Genomic DNA, 18,400 nt, shown 5'->3' with positions numbered 1-18,400 from the left:
ACAGCGCTAAATTTTGTTTAAATTATCTTATTGAAATAACGCATAGGAAATAGGGAATTCATTTTAAAAATTTGAGTAATTCTCTTTGAGTGATGAAAACTTCAACTGCCAAATGAGGGGAATCTCTGTATAATACGTTAACTTAACGTATAAGGAATCTCTCATGCACTTGGCAGCATTGCATACTCCGAGTCAGATTCAACTCAATAAAGATGGAAATTTAAAACATTTCCTGACCATCGAAGGGCTATCGAAAGCCACGCTCACTAAAATATTGGACACTGCGCAGTCCTTTTTTAATGACCAAAATCAGCTGATTACCAACAACCTGCTTGAAGGTCGTACGGTAATGAACCTGTTTTTTGAAAATTCAACGCGTACCCGTACCACATTTGAAGCAGCAGCGAAGCGTTTATCAGCCAATGTCCTAAATATTGATATTGCCCGTTCAAGTACGTCTAAAGGTGAAACTTTGCGCGATACGCTTTGGAATTTGGAGGCAATGGCGGCGGACATTTTTGTGGTTCGTCATTCATCTTCAGGCGCTGCACATTTTATTGCCAATACTGTTTGTCCGCATGTTGCAATTATCAATGCAGGTGACGGGCGTCACGCGCATCCTACACAAGCCATGTTGGACATGTTGACCATTCGCCGTGAAACTAAAAAGCCATTTGAAGATATGAGTGTCGCGATTATTGGCGATATTAAACATTCACGTGTGGCACGTTCAGATGTCGCCGCGTTACAAACTTTGGGTTGTAAAGATATCCGCGTGATTGCTCCGAATACATTATTACCATATGGTTTTGAAGAATATGGTGCAGGCGTTCGTCTATTTAACAAAATGGATGAAGGAGTTACAGACTGCGATGTGATTATTACTCTTCGCATTCAAAATGAACGGATTGATTCGCCAGCATTGTCTTCACAGGCTGAGTTTTACAAAATGTTTGGCTTGAATAAAGAGCGTTTAGCTTTAGCCAAACCTGATTGTATCGTGATGCATCCAGGTCCGATGAACCGTGGTGTAGAAATCGATTCTAGTATTGCAGATGGTCCGCAATCAGTGATTTTAAATCAGGTCACGAATGGTATTGCGGTGCGTATGGCTGTCTTGGCACTTTCAATGCAAGGTCAGTTGCAAGAACAAGGTTTATTAGAAGCAATTGCGGGATAAGAGAAAGTCATGAGTATTGTAAAAATTGAAAATGTCCGTGTCTTAGACCCAATTCAGCAAACCGATTTGGTGCAAACTGTTTATTTAGAGCAGGGTAAATTGGTGGCTGCTTCTGAACAGGTTGAAACAACTTTGGATGGGCAAGGCAAATGGCTTATGCCAACCATGGTAGATTTGTGCGCACGTTTACGTGAGCCAGGTCAGCAACAACATGGTACCTTAAAGTCGGAAGGTCGTGCAGCACGTGAGAATGGTATTCTGCATGTGTTTACGCCACCAGATTCAAAGCCAATTGTGCAAGACAATGGGGCTTTAATTCATGGTTTAGTTGAAAAAGCCATGTTAGATGGAGGTATTTACCTTCAGGTGATTGGTGCACAAACCCAAGGTTTAAAAGGGCAACAACCTGCGAACATGGCAGCTTTGAAAAAAGGTGGTTGTACCGCTGTTTCAAATGCCAATGCATCTTTTGCCAATGATGATGTGGTCATTCGTACCTTAGAATACGCAGCAGGTCTTGGTTTGACCGTTGTGTTCTATGCAGAAGAACCACAAATTGCTAAAGATGGTTGTGTACACGAAGGTTTTATTGCGTCGCGTCAAGGTTTGCCAATGATTCCAGCTTTGGCTGAAACGGTAGCGATTGCTAAATATTTACTCATGATTGAAGCGACAGGTGTAAATGCACACTTTAGTTTGCTGTCATGTGGTGCGTCGGTTGAATTAATCAAGATTGCCAAAGAAAAAGGGTTACCCGTTACGGCTGATGTGGCTATGCATCAATTGCACTTAACGGATCGCTTGATTGATGGTTTTAATGCGTTAGCGCACGTGCGTCCGCCACTACGTTCTGAAAAAGACCAAGAGCGTTTACGCCAAGCTGTAAAAGATGGTGTGATTGATGCAATTTGTACTCATCATGAACCATTAAGCAGCTCGGCTAAAATGGCGCCATTTGCAGAAACTGAGCCCGGTTTTACCGCATTCGACACCTATGTATCTTTAGGGGTGCAATTGGTGAAAGAAGGTTTATTTACACCTTTAGAATGGGTGGAGAAAGTGACTTTAGCACCAGCCAAAGTTGCAAGTATGCAAGAGCGTTGGGCACAAGAAGCTGGATGGGTGTTGGTTGATCCTGAGTTGGAGTGGACCTTAACCAAAGAAAGCATTCTTTCACAAGGTAAAAATACGCCATTAATTAATCAAACTTTAACAGGTAAAGTTCTGCAAACTTTTCATGCTTAATTTTTGAGTGTAATAAAAAGCCAGCAATCGCTGGCTTTTTTATGCATGAAATTTGAGCTGGAGTGAAAGTGCGGATGCAAATACAATAATTTACATTGTATAAAAATTGAACATATAAACTAACTTAATAAAACAACAAAAGAAAATAAGAGGGCAGGAAATGCTGACAAATATTATTGAATTATTACAGCAACAGGTCACACCCATTGTTTTACAATCCGAGGTGGAGCATTTACTGGAAAAGAAGCATGCATTAGATAATTTTTATCCAATTTTACTCAGTTTATTAAAAGAAAAACCAGATTATATTACAGCGTTACAGAATCATTTAAATCCCAGATTAAGTGACATTTTTGCGACACATCAATCACTGAAAGAAAAGTTTATCGAGGCAATTGGTGCGACAGCACCACCTTCAGAAATTGAAGAAACTTTGAATAATGCAATTGCACCGACTTTGGGGGTTTTAGAGACACAGGCGGGTTCGAATAACCAGCACGCCATAGAGCATTTTTTACTTAATCATAGTACAGATATTGCAGTGGCTTTACCTTTATGGGCTAAACCCTTACTTGCAGCATTGGGTGTGAATACATTGGTTGGTCAAACCATACATCAAAGTCCAACCAGTACTTCTTACATAGGAGCCAAAAAGCAAAATCGCTGGTGGGTACCAGTTTTATTTATTGTCGTATTAGGGTTGATCTGTGCCTTACTTTTTAAAATGTGTAGCCGCAATGAACAACCGAACTCGATGGTAGAGAATACGAGTATTGCCAGTAAACCTGCTAAATTCCAGTTAACCACTGGACAGGATGGGATGCTGGTCACCTGTCAAATCTTAACCTCTGACAAGTCATATATTGATATTTTGCAAACGGAAGTGAAACAGATTTTTACTCATCCTGTGGGATGTGGAGTTGATGATAATGCTCAATTTCACAAAAACTTGATTGATCAGGATGCAATTCCGAGTGTGTTGAAAATTATAAAAGGTATACCGAATGTTTCGATTACTTGGATGGGCAACCAATTGTCGATTCAAGCTCAAAGTAATACAGTTGCAACCGAGCTTGCCCAGAAAATCCAACCGCTAGTTAAAAATATGCAAATTGTGACGCAGCAACCTTTAGATGTAAATCAGGCTGTGGGCAGCAGTGTCAGCAATGCAGAAAAAGCGTTGGCGAGCTTAAAACCAGAGCATATTCGTGCCTTAGATGTTGCCACGGCACTGAATTTACAAATCATCAATTTTGAACCTTATTCCAGCGAAATTCCTGAAATTAATAAATCTATTTTGGATCAAGCAGCAGCGTTAATTAGACGTGCACCACAAGTCAATTTGGTGATAGAGGGGCATACCGATAATGTAGGTACCGCACAAGACAATAAAGAACTTTCAGTGAAACGCGCACAAGCGGTTATGAAGTATTTAATTCAACAAGGTGTTGACCCTGCTAAGTTACAGGCTGTGGGCATAGGGGCTGAAAAACCGATTGCAGACAATAGTACGCCAGAGGGACAGTTTAAAAATCGTAGAATTGAATTTACTGTGCTGAATACTGAAACGGGTAAAGCACGTCAAGTGAACGAGCAAGGCGTGAGTACTGGGAGTTATTAAGACAAGAATCTAATTTGAATAGAGGGCGCATAGTCCCGTTGATGGTTATGCGCTTAATTTTAAGTACATAGTGCTCACTAGAAAAGTAGGTTCAAAAAAGTTTTGTAAACCGAATATTGGGGTTAAGTGAAGATTAAGGATATTGGTCTAATATATGGATTTATGCAGTATGAATAAAAAATCAAGACGAGAGCGTTGATGAGAAGATCTATACATTTAGAAAAGCATAATTTAGAGAAAACAGGTTGGTTACGTGCAGCAGTTTTGGGAGCGAATGATGGCATTATTTCTGTCACCAGTCTGGTTATTGGGGTGGTAGCAAGTGGAGCAGGGCAGCAGACCATTCTGATTACTTGTTTAGCAGGCTTGATTTCAGGGGCGATATCAATGGCTGCGGGGGAATACATTTCGGTCAAGTCACAAGCTGATATTGAAGAAGCTGACTTAGCATTAGAGAAACGTGAATTAGAAAATAATCCAGAACAAGAATTAAGAGAACTAACCCAAATTTATATCCATCGTGGTTTAGATGAAAAATTAGCCCATGAGGTGGCGATTCAGTTAACCGCACACGATTCTTTGGCAGCACATGCCCGCGATGAAATTGGCATTATTGAAATGACGGCAGCAAAACCAGTGCAAGCTGCTTTATCTTCGGCTTCATCATTTTCGGTTGGGGCAGCGATTCCTTTGTTGGCTGTGCTTCTGGCACCACAACATTATTTAGCCAATGTTATTGTGATTGTGTCTATTTTAGCTTTAGTGGGCTTGGGTGCATTAGCCAGCTATACCGCAGGATCATCCATCTGGAAAGGGGCTTTAAGAGTCTTGTTTTGGGGATGCTTTGCCATGCTGATTACCAGTGCCATCGGCTCATTGTTTAATGTGAATGTCGCGTAACGACTAAAGTCTATGATGTGAATTTACTTTCCGACGAAATGCAGTTGAAGCTCGTGTTAATTATTTGCCATTCGATAAAAATGTGATAATTATAATGCAATGTATCAGATGGTTTGGATACATTGATGTTTCAGGATCGAAACAAGCACGAGACAAAAAAATTAAACAAGGAGTTTAAAATGTTTCAATTACTCAGAAAGTTACTTTGTTTCCACATTTATGAATATGAGCAAATGGAGGAAATAGGTGAACATCTGGAATGTCGAAAATGTGGTGAGAATAAGACTTCTTAGTCGTGGAATTATTCTAACTAAATCCGAAGTGAGTCTATCATTTCGGATTTTGTACATTCTGGAGCAGTGAATTTTTAGATAATTTTTTTGTATTATTTCTCTAATTTTATTAAATCCCGATACAATGCACGGCATTAACCTTATTTTTCGACCAAACATGTCTAAAGATTTTCACAAAGAAAGTTATATTGTCGATGAGCAGTTGGTAGATACACTCACATGGCTATGTCATCATCAAGATTGTTATGAACGCTTTGAATATAATGCTATGAGTGAGCAGTTAACTGTTTATCATGCGAATGGTGCTGATATTATTCGAAAGGGTGATTATCTAACTGCACAATATGGCATTCTGATTACCGCGCATAATTTTGCAGGTTAAGCTGCTGATCATTGATTCAGTGAATATAAAAATCTTAAATCAAATTCAAATAAAAAAGCCAATTCATAGAACTGGCTTTTTTATTGAGCTTAAGAACTAGAAGTTCTATTAGCCTGCCATTGCATCGACTGAAAGTTCAGAAACAGTCGGTTTTGCTTTTTCAGCAACTAAGCCTAATTTATTAAATAATTGTTTGTCGCGACCTTCACCTGCATTTGGTGTAGTCAGTAATTTTTCACCCGAGAACAGTGAGTTTGCACCAGCCATAAATGCCAAGGCTTGGTCTGAATCAGATAAAGATTCACGACCGGCAGAAAGACGAATATAGCTTTCTGGCATAATGATACGTGCAACAGCAATGGTACGAATCCATTCAGTCACATCAAGTTTTTCAACATCTGCTAAAGGTGTGCCTTCAATTGGAACCAACATGTTAATAGGCACAGATTCTGGCTGAATAGGCAAAGTCGCAAGTTCAAGTAATAGACCAATACGATCAGCAGTGTCTTCACCCAAACCAACAATACCACCGCTACACACTTTCATGCCTGCGCCACGTACATATTCAAGCGTATTTAAACGATCATCGAAAGTGCGGGTACTGATGATATTTGAATAATACTCACGCGAAGTATCAAGGTTGTGATTGTAGTAATCGAGTCCAGCATCTTTTAAACGTTCAGCCTGAGACTGGTTTAACATGCCTAAAGTCATGCAAGTTTCTAAACCTAAAGCTTTTACTTCACGAACCATTTCAAGCACATAAGGCATATCACGCTCATGCGGGTTACGCCACGCTGCACCCATACAGAAGCGAGAAGAACCTGACTCTAATGCTTCTTTCGCTTCGCTAATCACCTTTTCTACTGCAATACGCTTTTCTGCTTCTAGTTTTGAATCATAACGAGCAGATTGAGAGCAGTATTTGCAATCTTCAGGGCATTTACCTGTTTTAATTGATAATAAAGTGCTGACTTGAATGGTGTTGGCATCGAAATGCTCACGATGAACTTTTTGTGCTTGGAAGACCAAGTCTAAAAAAGGTTGTTCGTATAAAGCTTGAATTTCTTCACGCGTCCAATCATTACGTACAGTCATTCTAGGAAGTCCATCATCTGTATTCTTTATTGGCTTTTATCATACAGATTTCGTGCCAAAACCAAAGGCAAAAAAAACCAAAACTTATAGTATCTGACGATTAAAATGGGTCGATGTAATGAATGATTAGATACAAGATTTAGTCACAAAGTCGGCTATTTTTACTGAATATTCCATGCAAAGTTTTTGTTTGATCCAATAAATTTTGTGCCAAACACGTAGCTATCCTTTTTATAAAACAATAACTTTGCAAAGAACTGTAAATACAATGTTCCAATATTTACAACAGATTCATGATTTTAAACTGATTGTGATTTAATCAATTGTTCTTGAATGGCCCAATCAATATGGACTTGCACAATATCATCATGCAAGTGACGCGTTTCGTGCAAAGTTTGCAGAATTAAGCTAGAAAATGGTGCATTTCCTAGACCAATCGCAATATTACGCATAAAGCTTTGATAGCCTGTGCGCCGTATTGGGCTGCCTTCGGTACTGCTTAAAAAAGTTGCTTCATCCCAGTGCCATAAATCTAATAAAGTGACCCGATCTAGATCATGGCGTGGATTAAAATCTTCGATACTGGCTTTTTGTGCAAAGCTGTTCCAAGGGCAAATCAGTTGACAGTCATCGCAGCCAAAAACCCGATTGCCGATTCCACGTCTGAGTTCTTCTGGAATAACGCCTTTATATTCAATGGTCAAATAAGCAATACATTTTCGTGCATCGAGCATATAGGGTTCGACAATGGCTTGTGTCGGGCAGATATCAATACAAGCAGTACAGGAGCCACAATGTTTCGTGGTTGGCCCATCAAAAGGTAAATCAAGGGAAGTAAACAATTCACCTAAAACAAAAAATGAACCTGATTTTTTATGAATGAGTAAAGTATGTTTGCCTGTCCAACCCATCCCTGCATTTTCCGCCAAAGACTTTTCAAAGATCGGTGCGGAATCTGCAAAAGGACGAGATTCGAAATCACCCGCACGTTCTCGAATGCGAGTCGCTAATGTTTTAAGACGACCGCGCATAATTTTATGATAGTCCCGTCCACGTGCATAACGCGCAATAATGGCGGCATTCGGCTCATTGGGAACATAACGTGGTTTGGGGGTTTCGACCAAATAGTTCATCCGTACACAAATAATGCTACGTGTGCCTGGAACCAGTAGGGTGGGGTCAGCACGCTTATCTAAATTTTCCTCAAGATAAGTCATATCTGCATGATAACCACGCTTTAAATATTCTTTAAAACGTTCTAATTCTGCTTGAGCATCTGGTTTGGCAATGACACAATCAGCAAAACCCAAGTCTAAAGCCTGAGCTTTGATCCATGTTTTTAGCTCTTGAAGATCAAGCTGTTGCAGTGAGATGTTTGAGGGAGAAGAGGTCGAAGCCATAAACCAATAATAGGGGAAATCATGCAACGTTCAGTTTACCATAGCAGCGAAATTCAAGCATGGGAGCAACGTTGGTTTGCTCAGAAAAATTCATCATTAGGTTTAATGCAGCAAGCCGCTTGGACAATTGTGCAGCAGTTATTACCACAATTTGAACAAAAGCAGATTAAAAAAATAGCGGTGTGGTGTGGGCAAGGCAATAATGCGGGAGATGGTTATTTTATTGCAGGCTATTTAAAACAGGCAGGTTTTCAGGTTACCGTTTTAACCACAGAACGTGGACCATCACCCGATTTACATCAGGCATATTTATTTGCTCAGTCGCAGAATGTGTCTTTTATAGCGATCGAAACAGGATTTGCAGAGTCTAAGGCACAACAACAATTAGAATATTTTGAATGTCATGTAGATGCTTTATTTGGCATTGGCTTAAACCGTGAGTTGGGTGGAGATTGGCAAAGGATTATTCACTTATTTAATGCGCAAACTGGATTAAAAATTGCGGTTGATATTCCGAGTGGCTTGCAGGCGAATACGGGTCAGGCTTTACCTTGTGCCATTCAAGCCGATCAAACCTTTACTTTACTGGGCTATAAAGCAGGCTTATTTACAGGGCAAGGCAAACAATTTGTCGGTCAGTTACATTTAGTTAGCCTTATTCCCTCAGATGAAAAATTACATCCAATTGCTCAGTTATCGCCTAAGAATATTACTTTACCGCAACGACAAGCCTTCGGACATAAAGGTAGTTATGGTCACGTACTGGTAGTGGGTGGTCATGCTGATATGGGGGGAGCAGTCATTATGGCGGCAGAAGCCGCTTTTCATGCAGGGGCGGGTAAAGTCAGTGTGGTCTGTCATGTCAAGCATCATTCATCAATTTTGGCGCGTGCTCCAAATATGATGCTACGCGATATTAATGCTTTAGATTCTGAAGCAATTCAACAGTTATTAAGCCATGTCGATGCGGTTTGTTTTGGCATGGGGCTTGGTCGAGATGAATGGGCCGCACAGATTTTTCAGCAATGGTTCCAACTACTCAATCAAAGTACACATTTAGAAGTCGTGTTGGATGCAGATGGACTTTGGTTTTTAGCGAAAGAAAAGCAAAAGTTGAATGATCATATCTATGCAACGCCGCATTCAGGAGAAGCTGCAACGTTGTTGGGTTGTACAGCAGCGAACATAGAACACGATCGTATTGCCGCGATTCATCGATTACGCGAGACCTTTGCTGGACAATGGGTGTTGAAAGGTTCGGGTAGTTTGGTCTTGGAAGATAAATTGTATATTTGTACTCAGGGTAATGCGGGCATGGGAACTGGCGGTATGGGGGATGTGCTCGCGGGGATGGTGGCGAGTTTAAAAGCTCAATTTCATGATCAAATTGCCTTACATCAAATTGTGAGTTTGCATGCTCAAGCTGGTGATGTATTGGCTGAATCAGGGATGCGTGGTTTACAGGCATATGATATGGGACGAGCAATTTATTCTGTTGTGAATGGAGATTAAGATGCAAAAAGCATTTCGGCTCATCATTTCAGGACAGGTTCAGGGAGTAGGCTATCGTCGATGGTTTCAACAACAAGCCCTAACGCTAACATTAAAAGGCTATGTCAAAAATCTAGCTACAGGTGAAGTAGAGGCTTTGGTGATTACCGAGGCGGAAAATCTATCTCGCGTGATCGAACTGGCTTATTTAGGGCCAGCTCATGCAGAAGTGCAGCAGGTGAGAAGTTGTGAGGTTTCACAAGCTCTCGACGTGACGGACTTCCAGATTATTCGTGAATAAACCAAATTGTTGAATAATTAACGACGTCGGCTACTTGAGCGACTTCGCCCACGAGCCATGCCTCCTAAAGCATTCAGTACAGCCAATTTACTCATGCTGCCTGAAGCATGTGCATGACAGATGGCAGCTGCCAGTGCATCGGCAGCATCGGCTTGTGGGGTCACACTTAAATTCAGGAGTTTGACCACCATCATTTGTACTTGTTCTTTATCCGCAGCACCATAGCCAACCACCGACTGTTTAATTTGACGTGCGGTATATTCAGCAACTTGTAAATCTAAATTGACAAGCGCAGCAATGGCTGCACCACGAGCTTGTCCTAATTTTAATGCGGAATCAGGGTTTTGAGCCATAAATACTTGTTCAACTGCTGCTTCAGTTGGACCATGAAATTTCACAATCCGTTCAACACCCGCAAAAATACGTTTTAGGCGTTCTGGCATGTCTTTGCTTTCAGTACGGATGGTGCCCGCATCGACAAAGCGTAATTTTTGACCGTCTTTTTCTATAATTCCATAGCCTGTAAGGCGTGAACCTGGGTCAATCCCAATAATTAATGACATAGTAAAAACTTGGTAAGATCTGAAAAAATGATGCAGAGATTGCAATCGATTTGTGAAGTATATGATTTTATAGACATGAAAGAACAGTTATTTCGTTTTAATCAAGGTGTTGTTTAGCAATTCGACTAAATTTTCACAGGCGTATTTGTTGATGATGATTTTGAGTGATCGTTAAGAGCGTGATCATCCTAAGGGAAAACCCGAAAATTTTACAATTAACGGGTTTTTGGAGAAGTTTAAAATTTCCACTGCAATGCAAGCGAAGCATTTAATGGATCACCGGGTTGAATCCAAAGCTCACTATAACTTGCAACATAATAGGTTTCGTCCAATAAATTATTGATATTGAATTGATAGTGGAGTTGCTCTGATGGCGCGTAATAGGCATGTAAATTGACTAAAGTGTATGCAGGTAGCGTAAATCCATTATCACTGCTATGCCCACTACGGTCTCCGACATATATTGTGGTCGCACCGATGCCCATTTTACTGGCGTTTGCCAACGACCATTCGTAATTTCCATTGATTGAGCCACTGTGCTTTGGCACATTACTTAATCTGGAACCTTTTATAAGGGTTTGGTCTTTTTCAACTTTTGCATCGGTATAGCTATAATTGGTACGTACAGAGAGTTGATCATTGGGCTGTATTTCTAGATCAAGTTCAATGCCTTGACTAGAGACTTCACCTGCCGCAACTTGATAATTTGCGTCTGTGGGATCGGTGGTTAAGACATTTTCTTTTTTCATTTTAAATAAGGCGAGGCTAAGCAGACTTTGAGGGTTGATTTGATATTTGCTCCCAAGCTCGTAACTTACGCCTTTTTCTGGACTAAAAACTTGGTTATGACGGTCTATACCACTGTTCAGTGCAAAAGAATGCCCATAATTTGCATACCATGACCAATCATCATTCAGCCGATAATTTACCCCTAATCGTGGGCTAGTTTGTTGTAGGTCTCTTTTACTCGAGCTATCAATCAGTTTATTTTGAAAATCTTGCGTGATATGGTCAAAGCGTGCGCCAAGTAGGACGCTCCATTGATCATTTAGAAAAACTTGATCTTGAAGATTCAGAGCAAAATAGCTCTGTTGTTCTTCAGTATTAATGAACAACGGAAGTTCAGGAAGATATTGTCCATACACGGGGTTATAGATATCGATCGTATTGGGGACACTCGTACTATGATTACGCCGCAATTGAAGTTGGCGATAATTCAAGTGGCCAATTTCACCGCTAACTAGAACTTCGTGTCTGGCCCAATCTTGTTGAATGATGCCCAGTAATTCCGTTTGAAAAAGTGCATCATCACTTTTATTGTCACGATAACGACGTTGTCGTTCTAGGGTTTGACCATCACTTTGAATTTTACGCGGCTCACTAGAAAAACCTCTTAATTGAGCATCTTTAAAGCTCAAGGCATTATTGATTTTCCATGCGTCATTATATTGATGTGAGAGACGAAGCTGGTAAAAATTGTCCTTTTGAAGATGCTGACCATCCTTGAGTTCGCCTGAAAAGGTTTCAGGTTTCATGACAAATTGTTTTTGATAACTGCTGATTCCACGGTCGAAAGTTCCTCTCTGTTGCGTAAACTCGCTATCAAAATTGAATTGAGTTTGATCAGAAATTTTCCAGCTTAATTGAGGTGAAAAAAACCAACGTTCACTGGATACATAGTCACGGAAGCTTTGATTATCTTCATGTGCAATCGCAAATCGATAGGCAATGTCATTATTGATGGGGCCTGTATGCTCAAAGCTCGCACGATATTTTTCTAGGCTATTGGCGCGTAGGTTAATTTCACTTTGAGATTCCCATTTGGGCTGCTTGGTGTTGATATTCAAAAGCCCACCTGTTTCACCACGACCATAGAGTGCGGCCGCAGGACCCTTTAAAAAGTCAAGTGATTCGATATTGACCATATCCCGGGGGGCACTGAGTCCACGATTGACGCTGAGACCATTTCTAATCATTTGAGCACCGATATTGGGGTCGGTACTAAAACCTCGAAATGAATAGTTGTCCCAAAAACCACCTCCGTAGTTGGTTTGATGATATACACCACTGACCTGAGCCAGTGCATCGTCTATACGTTGTACATCTTGCTGTTGGATAAAGTCTTTGGACAGTAGGCTACGACTAAAAGGGATATCGAGGATATCGTGTGAAAATTTAGTTAATGCCGTGGTTTGCCTAGAACTTTCTTTTAACGTTTCGGCCTGTAATTGTATGGTTTTAAGGACTTCCGGTGTACTTTCAGCCCAACAGAATGGTGCGAAGAGAGATAAGCTAAGGCTAGAATAAAAGAGATGAAATGGTTGTTTCATAAGTAATTAATGAATTTAATGTAATGTTATAACATTCTATATTTTTATGCTTAGAATGCTAGCGTAATTTCTATTTGAAATACAAATAACAAAAATGAGTAATTCTTATGATTTTTCCAATTTAATTTGAACTGATTGAGATACATGCAATTTTAAGATGCGTTTAAACAATTGGATGTTAAGAACAGCGTCCAAAGAAGCATCAGACTTGAATAGTTTGTACAAATTTTTAACCAAAGACTTTAAAAATAAAAAACTGCCCTTATAGATATTCTTAACCATAGAAAAATGCTGAACACTGTGACAGCTATAGAATATGGTCATTTTTATTATTTTAGAGATTTGATTAATTTTCATGAAATTATTTCTGATTGTACTTGCTGGCTTAATTCTAGAAGTATTCGTCTGGATTGGCGTGGGTGACCTCGTTGGTAGTATGTGGTACGTGTTTTTCTGGTTTGTGGCTGCCTTCTTTATTGGATTAAATATTATCCGTAAATATTCGGCGGGGATTATGCCGCAGATGCAACAAATGCAATCAGGTCAGGTAAGTTCAGACCCAGCATTTACAGGCAATTTGCCTAAAATCTTTGCTGGTTTTTTATTGCTGATTCCAGGTTTAATCAGTGATGTATTTGCCGTTCTATTGTTAATTCCTGCTGTTCAAAAAGCGTTGCAAGCTGCATTTATGAAAACCATGATGAAGCGCCAACAAGCCATGATGAATAAAATGATGGGTGGCATGATGGGCGATATGAATGGTGCTGGCGATGCTCAAGGGCAGAACCCATTTGCAGATTTAATGCGTCAGATGCAAGACATGCAAAATCAGCAAGGTGGTAGTCAATACCGAGATTCAAGTGTTATTGATGGTGAAGCACGTGAAGTAACACCTGAAGCCAAGAAAATTGAAATGAAAGATGTAAATAAATAATCAAGCCGATTATCGTTAGATCTAAACCGAAGTGACTAAAAGTACTTCGGTTTTTTTATTCTTAATACGTGATTAATGCAGTAAAAATTTAAACAAGCGTTATAATTCATCTACTGAAAAATTGATCGCTTTATAAAAATATGTCTCTATTGTTGACCATCTGCGCTTTACATTTTGTCGCACAATTAACCCCTGGACCTGATGTTTTATTGATTGCAAAAAGCTCAGCGTCTACAACACGTTTAAATACCTTAAAAATTATTCTAGGGATATCGGCAGGGATTGTCGTTTGGGTGGTATTAACCTTATTGGGCTTTACCGTATTGGTTGAACAATTCCCTTGGATTCAGCAAATTTTGATGCTCATTGGGGGATTCTTCTTGGCTCGCATGGGTTGGGGAATGTTGAAGGAGGGACTCACTTCTGCACAAAGTCCTCAATTAGAAGGGACTTTAACTCTGCAAAATGGTCAGCAAAAGTATTTTCTGTTGGGGTTATTCACGAATTTGTCTAACCCAAAGACCTTGATTTATTTTAGTAGTGTTTTTTCCTTAGCGCTCGGGTCGTCTGCAAATGCCAATTTAAAATCGCAATTGGCATTCATCATTCCACTGCAAACGTTTTTGGTGTTTAGTTTATTTATGTTCATCATGTCTACGCCAAAAATTAAAGCCTTGTATCAACGCGCAGGGCACTCTATTGATATTCTATCAGGGGCTTTATTTCTGGTATTTGCCATTTGGCTTTGGTATGACGCTATTCAGATGTTTTAGATTGAGTATTGGTCGCTTGAATGGGTGCCGAAGTTGAGTTTAGGCTTTCAGCATTTTTGCTAGTGTCTGCATAACTATTGGGTTTGAGTGTGGTCTCAGTATTCTCTGAGCCTTGAAATTTTCGGCTACGGTTTGCACGCTCACGTAGACCACCTTTTTTAATCAATTGTACCATTGCTAAAATCCACATAAAAAACTGAATTCGAATGGATATAGTACTTGAATTATGGAAGGAGTTGAATTTTATGAAATGCAAACCTCGTTACATATTCATCTAAATCATAATTTTTATAAAAGAAAAATCAAAACAGTAGGCTAGTGGTACATTGATTAATTTTGAACGGTTCAGTCGACTTTTCTTTGTGACCTTGACTTGTGCATTTACAAATACTCACATAACATGAAGAAAGCTTACATTGCCATGTACTTGGGAGTGTGAAAATAAAACAATCACTACAGTCAAATAGGAGTATACCTATGCTGTACCAATACCATTGTGCTTGCTGTGATTTAGTGGTCGACTCGGATGTTAAAGAATGTCCGAATTGCGGCTCACATAATATTCGAAGTCCATTTGGTTTCTGGATTTTTTGTATAGCGACGTGTTTAGCGGTTGTGATTGTCTTTAAAGTCGCACAAGTTTATCTTCATAATCAAGTCGAAGCACCTGTGCAGCCAACCTTATTTGAAACTTTGCATTTAAGTAATAATAAGTCCTGAGGCATTCAGGACTTATTATTTTAAAGTGGTGCATGATCGATTCTTGAAAGATCAATATTCACCTGAAAATTTTTGCTGCGAATATTGATGACAGCGAAACTTTTTTTTAACGTGCGGAATGCATGGTGAATTGGTTGGTGGAAGTTTATTTATAGTTAAAAAATAGAACCTGTCAGTTTTTTAAGGGCCTTTATTTTCTGTTTAAATTTTCCAAATAAATCCTGTCTCTTGATAAATAGGTTTGCATGTCAGGCGAATGTTTTTGTTATTTCTGCCGAAAAAGTCTAATGTTAAGAAAATTGACGCCGTGCTTGGTTTAACAAAGCCGAGTAGAAATGAAAAAGGAGACCACATCAGATCTCCTTTAAATTCTACTTATACTGTTCTATCTGGTGTCATTAGTACTTGATTAATATATAGTTTGATCAAGCGGTCACGTGAACCAATAGACTTTTGGTAATGTGTTGAATTGAGCAATAAGCAGGCGCCATAAGTGACAGTCCAGACATAAGACTGGTAGTCACGAATCGACATTGCACTATTGTTTTCTTTTAAATATTTTTCAGTAATTTCTTTAATGCTTAAAATACGTGCTTCACGGATTTTATAGAGTTCATCAAATAAGTTATTCAGCTTACGTTCGTTATTGGTCAGGCGTTCCTCAATCACATGCAGCAGAATTGTACGGTTTGAATTTAACATGTTGTAGAGCATGTATTCTGAAACGTAAGAATTGATGTCCATGTTAAATTTATGTGAAATATCGAGTAAGCGCTTTTCGTTTAGAATAATGAGTTCTAGATACAGTTGATTTTTACTGTCGAAATGCTTGTAAATCGTACCTTTGGCAATATCTAACTCAGAAGCAAGTTCTTCAAGAGTAATATCTTGATTATTATCGAGTAATAATTTCTCGGCCATTGCTAAGATTTTTTCTTTACGTAAAAGAAAATTTTGTTGGCGTTCTGAATTCATGCATATGTTCCGTATAAGATCACTATAAAAGAACTTGTGAGAAGACTATAGCAATTTTTTATTGAACAGAATTAAACTATTGTAGAAGAAATGTCGATAAAAACAACAAACAATCAAATTCAATTCAGGATGAAACAATAATACTATAACCTTAGGGAGATATCTGAAATTAGGATACCCATCTTTAACTGGGTCAAAATAATGATTTAAAAAGGTTTTGTAAAGTTTAAGCACAAAGCAAATTGAAATAAATTATGAACATTAAATTTTTCCTTAATCAAATCAAATGATTATTTTTAAAATTTTGGCTTTGTCTTGAGTCTAAAAAAATGCATCATCCTATGGTGTGATGATTTTTTAACAGGTGTAAAAGCCAAATCTTCCTATCTTTGGGAGTTCTATACGTTGAAGGGGATCCGCTTAAAAATTCTTCAAAAATAAAAAATAAATACTAGAAACGGGAATTAAATTGGAAGTGTGACAGCAGGGTATGCTTCGGTGTAACTTTCACCCAAACTACCATAATAAATGACATGACGCGCTTCTAAATTAACGGTATAGCGAATTACTCCAGCAGCCCAGATTGCCTGTAAAAATTCAGGAAATGTAGTTTGACCCGTTTGATCTGCGCGTAATGCGTGGATGAGTAAGTCTTGATTAAATGTAGGAATGTCTGTGGCCGTTGTGATCAGTGGTGGGTTGGGAAAGATGACAGATCCTTTATTGGTCTGGTAAAGACTTTGGCAACTTGGAAGAATCCATTCATTTAGGGTCACACCCGCTTCGCGTAAAGCTTCGGCTAAATAAGGAAATCCACCAATTTGAGGGCGAAGATTCATACCTTTTTGTATTGCGTTTTCGACAATTTCTATAGCTGCACTCATATTTTTTATTTCATTATGCTGTTGGTTTTATTATGACAGGAGCAGTCCGATATTCGTTGATTTTTTCGTTAGATTTTCTGTAGGTATTGATTCAGTTTGTGATCAAGCATCTGTGAAAGGGACATGGAAAAATTAAGCTTCATATTTGTAAAAAAGCAGAAAAAGCAAGTATTAACATGAGAACCCGTAGGACACACGAATGTAATTATCTGCATATTTGATTGTTCACAGATAATCTAAAATAAAAAAATCAGGATGTTTAGTTCAATTGAAATGAGCTCAATTTGATCTATTTAAATTAACTCAACTTGGAGAGAGTGAATGATTGTTATTGCGACGGATGTACCCGCAATTGAAAAGATTGTTTTTGATGCTTTTGAAAAATACGCACCGCCTAATAGCTATTGTGGTTTAAATGATGTACGCGCTAAAGAAGCAACGACGGCAGCATGTTGGTTTCCAAATGTCGATAAACTCTTGGATTTGCCTAATTTGGAATTGATTCATTCTATGGCGGCAGGTGTGGAGCATCTGAATATTCAAGCTTTAAATGGAAAATATAAAGTGTGTCGTATTGTGGATAGTAGCCATAAGTCAGCAATGTTTAATTATTTACTCTGGGGAATTTTGTATTTCCAGCGTCATTTCGATAGTTACTTAAAAAATAATCAAAAGGCAATTTGGCAGCAATTACCGCAAAGACCATCATCTGAGTTTTGTATTGGTATTATGGGGTTGGGTGAAATAGGTCATCATGTGGCGTTGCAACTTCGTGATATGGGTTATCCAGTTGTGGGTTGGTCTAATTCAGCAAAGAATATAGACGGTGTACAAACTTTTGCAGGTAAAGCTCAATTTTCTGACTTTCTTCAACAGCCTCAAGTTTTAATTAATTTGCTCCCGTTAACGCCTGAAACCAAGAATATTTTGTCTGCACCAACTTTTGCAGGATTGCCATCAGGTGCTGCCATTATTAATACAGGCCGTGGAGGACATTTAAACGCTACCGATTTATTGGCTGCATTAGATTCAGGACACTTAAGTGGGGCTATTTTAGATGTATTTGAGCATGAACCATTAAGCTCAGAGAATCCCTTATGGCATCATCCCAATGTGGTAGTCACGCCACATATTGCATCGCATGCCAACTTAAATGTTGTTGTACAGCAAATTGTTGCAAATGATCAATCTGTGATGGCGGGTCTAAGTTTAGTCAATGAGGTAGATGTTATACGCGGCTACTAAATAGCGTTTTAAAATTATGGTGAGGTTGAAACCTAGAAGTAGCTACTAAACTGGACTTCTAGTTT

18 protein-coding genes are annotated in these 18,400 nt (G+C 39.0%); 11 read left to right on the top strand and 7 right to left on the bottom strand.

Translation table 11 applies throughout. The features are described from left to right. Window positions 1-163 precede the first annotated feature (163 nt). The 5 genes from E0H87_RS01365 (at window position 164) to E0H87_RS01345 (ending at window position 5,621) form a co-directional block, all read left to right on the top strand. The gene (locus tag E0H87_RS01365) at window positions 164-1,180 is read left to right on the top strand and encodes an aspartate carbamoyltransferase catalytic subunit (protein WP_131321708.1); all 1,017 of its coding nucleotides are present in this window, start codon (window positions 164-166) and stop codon (window positions 1,178-1,180) included. A gap of 9 nt (window positions 1,181-1,189) precedes the next feature. Continuing rightward, window positions 1,190-2,425: a dihydroorotase gene (locus E0H87_RS01360; protein WP_131321706.1), complete on the top strand. Its 1,236-nt coding sequence runs from the start codon at window positions 1,190-1,192 to the stop codon at window positions 2,423-2,425. A 160-nt stretch (window positions 2,426-2,585) separates the two neighbouring features. Beyond that, entirely contained in the window at window positions 2,586-4,046 is a 1,461-nt protein-coding gene (locus E0H87_RS01355) for an OmpA family protein (RefSeq protein WP_131321704.1), read from the top strand. Between the two features lie 198 nt (window positions 4,047-4,244). Then, window positions 4,245-4,946, top strand: a complete 702-nt coding sequence (locus tag E0H87_RS01350; protein WP_131321702.1) for a VIT family protein — start codon at window positions 4,245-4,247, stop codon at window positions 4,944-4,946. A gap of 450 nt (window positions 4,947-5,396) precedes the next feature. Beyond that, window positions 5,397-5,621: a hypothetical protein gene (locus tag E0H87_RS01345; protein WP_131321700.1), complete on the top strand. Its 225-nt coding sequence runs from the start codon at window positions 5,397-5,399 to the stop codon at window positions 5,619-5,621. Window positions 5,622-5,729: 108 nt separating this feature from the next. Here E0H87_RS01345 and bioB read toward each other — a convergent pair whose 3' ends face one another. Together bioB and queG are read right to left on the bottom strand one after the other, a co-directional pair. Continuing rightward, the gene (bioB, locus tag E0H87_RS01340) at window positions 5,730-6,719 is read right to left on the bottom strand and encodes a biotin synthase BioB (RefSeq protein WP_131321698.1); all 990 of its coding nucleotides are present in this window, start codon (window positions 6,717-6,719) and stop codon (window positions 5,730-5,732) included. 299 nt (window positions 6,720-7,018) lie between these two features. Continuing rightward, complete coding sequence (queG, locus tag E0H87_RS01335) at window positions 7,019-8,119, bottom strand: tRNA epoxyqueuosine(34) reductase QueG (RefSeq protein WP_131321696.1); 1,101 nt, start codon at window positions 8,117-8,119, stop codon at window positions 7,019-7,021. A 21-nt stretch (window positions 8,120-8,140) separates the two neighbouring features. Here queG and E0H87_RS01330 point away from each other — a divergent pair, with 21 nt between their 5' ends. Beyond that, window positions 8,141-9,631 (top strand): NAD(P)H-hydrate dehydratase, encoded by a 1,491-nt coding sequence (locus E0H87_RS01330; protein ID WP_131321694.1) that lies wholly within the window; start codon window positions 8,141-8,143, stop codon window positions 9,629-9,631. A gap of 1 nt (window position 9,632) precedes the next feature. Next, the gene (locus tag E0H87_RS01325) at window positions 9,633-9,911 is read left to right on the top strand and encodes an acylphosphatase (RefSeq protein WP_131321692.1); all 279 of its coding nucleotides are present in this window, start codon (window positions 9,633-9,635) and stop codon (window positions 9,909-9,911) included. 17 nt (window positions 9,912-9,928) lie between these two features. Here the strand turns inward: E0H87_RS01325 and ruvC are convergent, their stop codons facing one another. Further along, entirely contained in the window at window positions 9,929-10,474 is a 546-nt protein-coding gene (ruvC, locus tag E0H87_RS01320; protein ID WP_131321690.1) for a crossover junction endodeoxyribonuclease RuvC, read from the bottom strand. Between the two features lie 236 nt (window positions 10,475-10,710). Further along, a complete protein-coding gene (locus E0H87_RS01315) occupies window positions 10,711-12,804 on the bottom strand; it encodes a TonB-dependent siderophore receptor (RefSeq protein ID WP_131321682.1) in 2,094 nt (697 codons plus the stop codon). 355 nt (window positions 12,805-13,159) lie between these two features. Here E0H87_RS01315 and E0H87_RS01310 point away from each other — a divergent pair, with 355 nt between their 5' ends. Both E0H87_RS01310 and E0H87_RS01305 read left to right on the top strand, forming a co-directional pair. Beyond that, complete coding sequence (locus E0H87_RS01310; RefSeq protein WP_131321680.1) at window positions 13,160-13,738, top strand: FxsA family protein; 579 nt, start codon at window positions 13,160-13,162, stop codon at window positions 13,736-13,738. 140 nt (window positions 13,739-13,878) lie between these two features. Then, window positions 13,879-14,511 (top strand): LysE family transporter, encoded by a 633-nt coding sequence (locus E0H87_RS01305; RefSeq protein WP_131321678.1) that lies wholly within the window; start codon window positions 13,879-13,881, stop codon window positions 14,509-14,511. Here the strand turns inward: E0H87_RS01305 and E0H87_RS01300 are convergent. Then, a complete protein-coding gene (locus tag E0H87_RS01300; RefSeq protein ID WP_171458324.1) occupies window positions 14,495-14,686 on the bottom strand; it encodes a hypothetical protein in 192 nt (63 codons plus the stop codon). The genes E0H87_RS01305 and E0H87_RS01300 overlap by 17 nt on opposite strands. 302 nt (window positions 14,687-14,988) lie before the next feature. Here E0H87_RS01300 and E0H87_RS01295 point away from each other — a divergent pair, with 302 nt between their 5' ends. Beyond that, window positions 14,989-15,231: a hypothetical protein gene (locus E0H87_RS01295; protein WP_131321676.1), complete on the top strand. Its 243-nt coding sequence runs from the start codon at window positions 14,989-14,991 to the stop codon at window positions 15,229-15,231. A gap of 375 nt (window positions 15,232-15,606) precedes the next feature. On the opposite strand, the gene E0H87_RS01290 is transcribed toward E0H87_RS01295, so the two are convergent. Both E0H87_RS01290 and E0H87_RS01285 read right to left on the bottom strand, forming a co-directional pair. Beyond that, entirely contained in the window at window positions 15,607-16,206 is a 600-nt protein-coding gene (locus E0H87_RS01290; RefSeq protein WP_131321674.1) for a TetR/AcrR family transcriptional regulator, read from the bottom strand. A gap of 464 nt (window positions 16,207-16,670) precedes the next feature. Next, window positions 16,671-17,090 carry a DUF1398 family protein gene (locus tag E0H87_RS01285; protein WP_131321672.1) on the bottom strand — a complete coding sequence of 140 codons (420 nt, stop codon included), beginning with the start codon at window positions 17,088-17,090 and terminating at the stop codon, window positions 16,671-16,673. Between the two features lie 321 nt (window positions 17,091-17,411). Here E0H87_RS01285 and E0H87_RS01280 point away from each other — a divergent pair, with 321 nt between their 5' ends. Beyond that, window positions 17,412-18,335, top strand: coding sequence for a 2-hydroxyacid dehydrogenase (locus tag E0H87_RS01280; protein WP_131321670.1), 924 nt, complete (start codon window positions 17,412-17,414; stop codon window positions 18,333-18,335). Window positions 18,336-18,400: the final 65 nt, after the last annotated feature.

Source organism: Acinetobacter sp. ANC 4178, assembly GCF_004331175.1.
Classification (GTDB): Bacteria; Pseudomonadota; Gammaproteobacteria; order Pseudomonadales; family Moraxellaceae; genus Acinetobacter.
The sequence above is the reverse complement of the archived record's forward strand: the minus strand, read 5'-3'. Positions and strand labels throughout refer to the sequence as shown.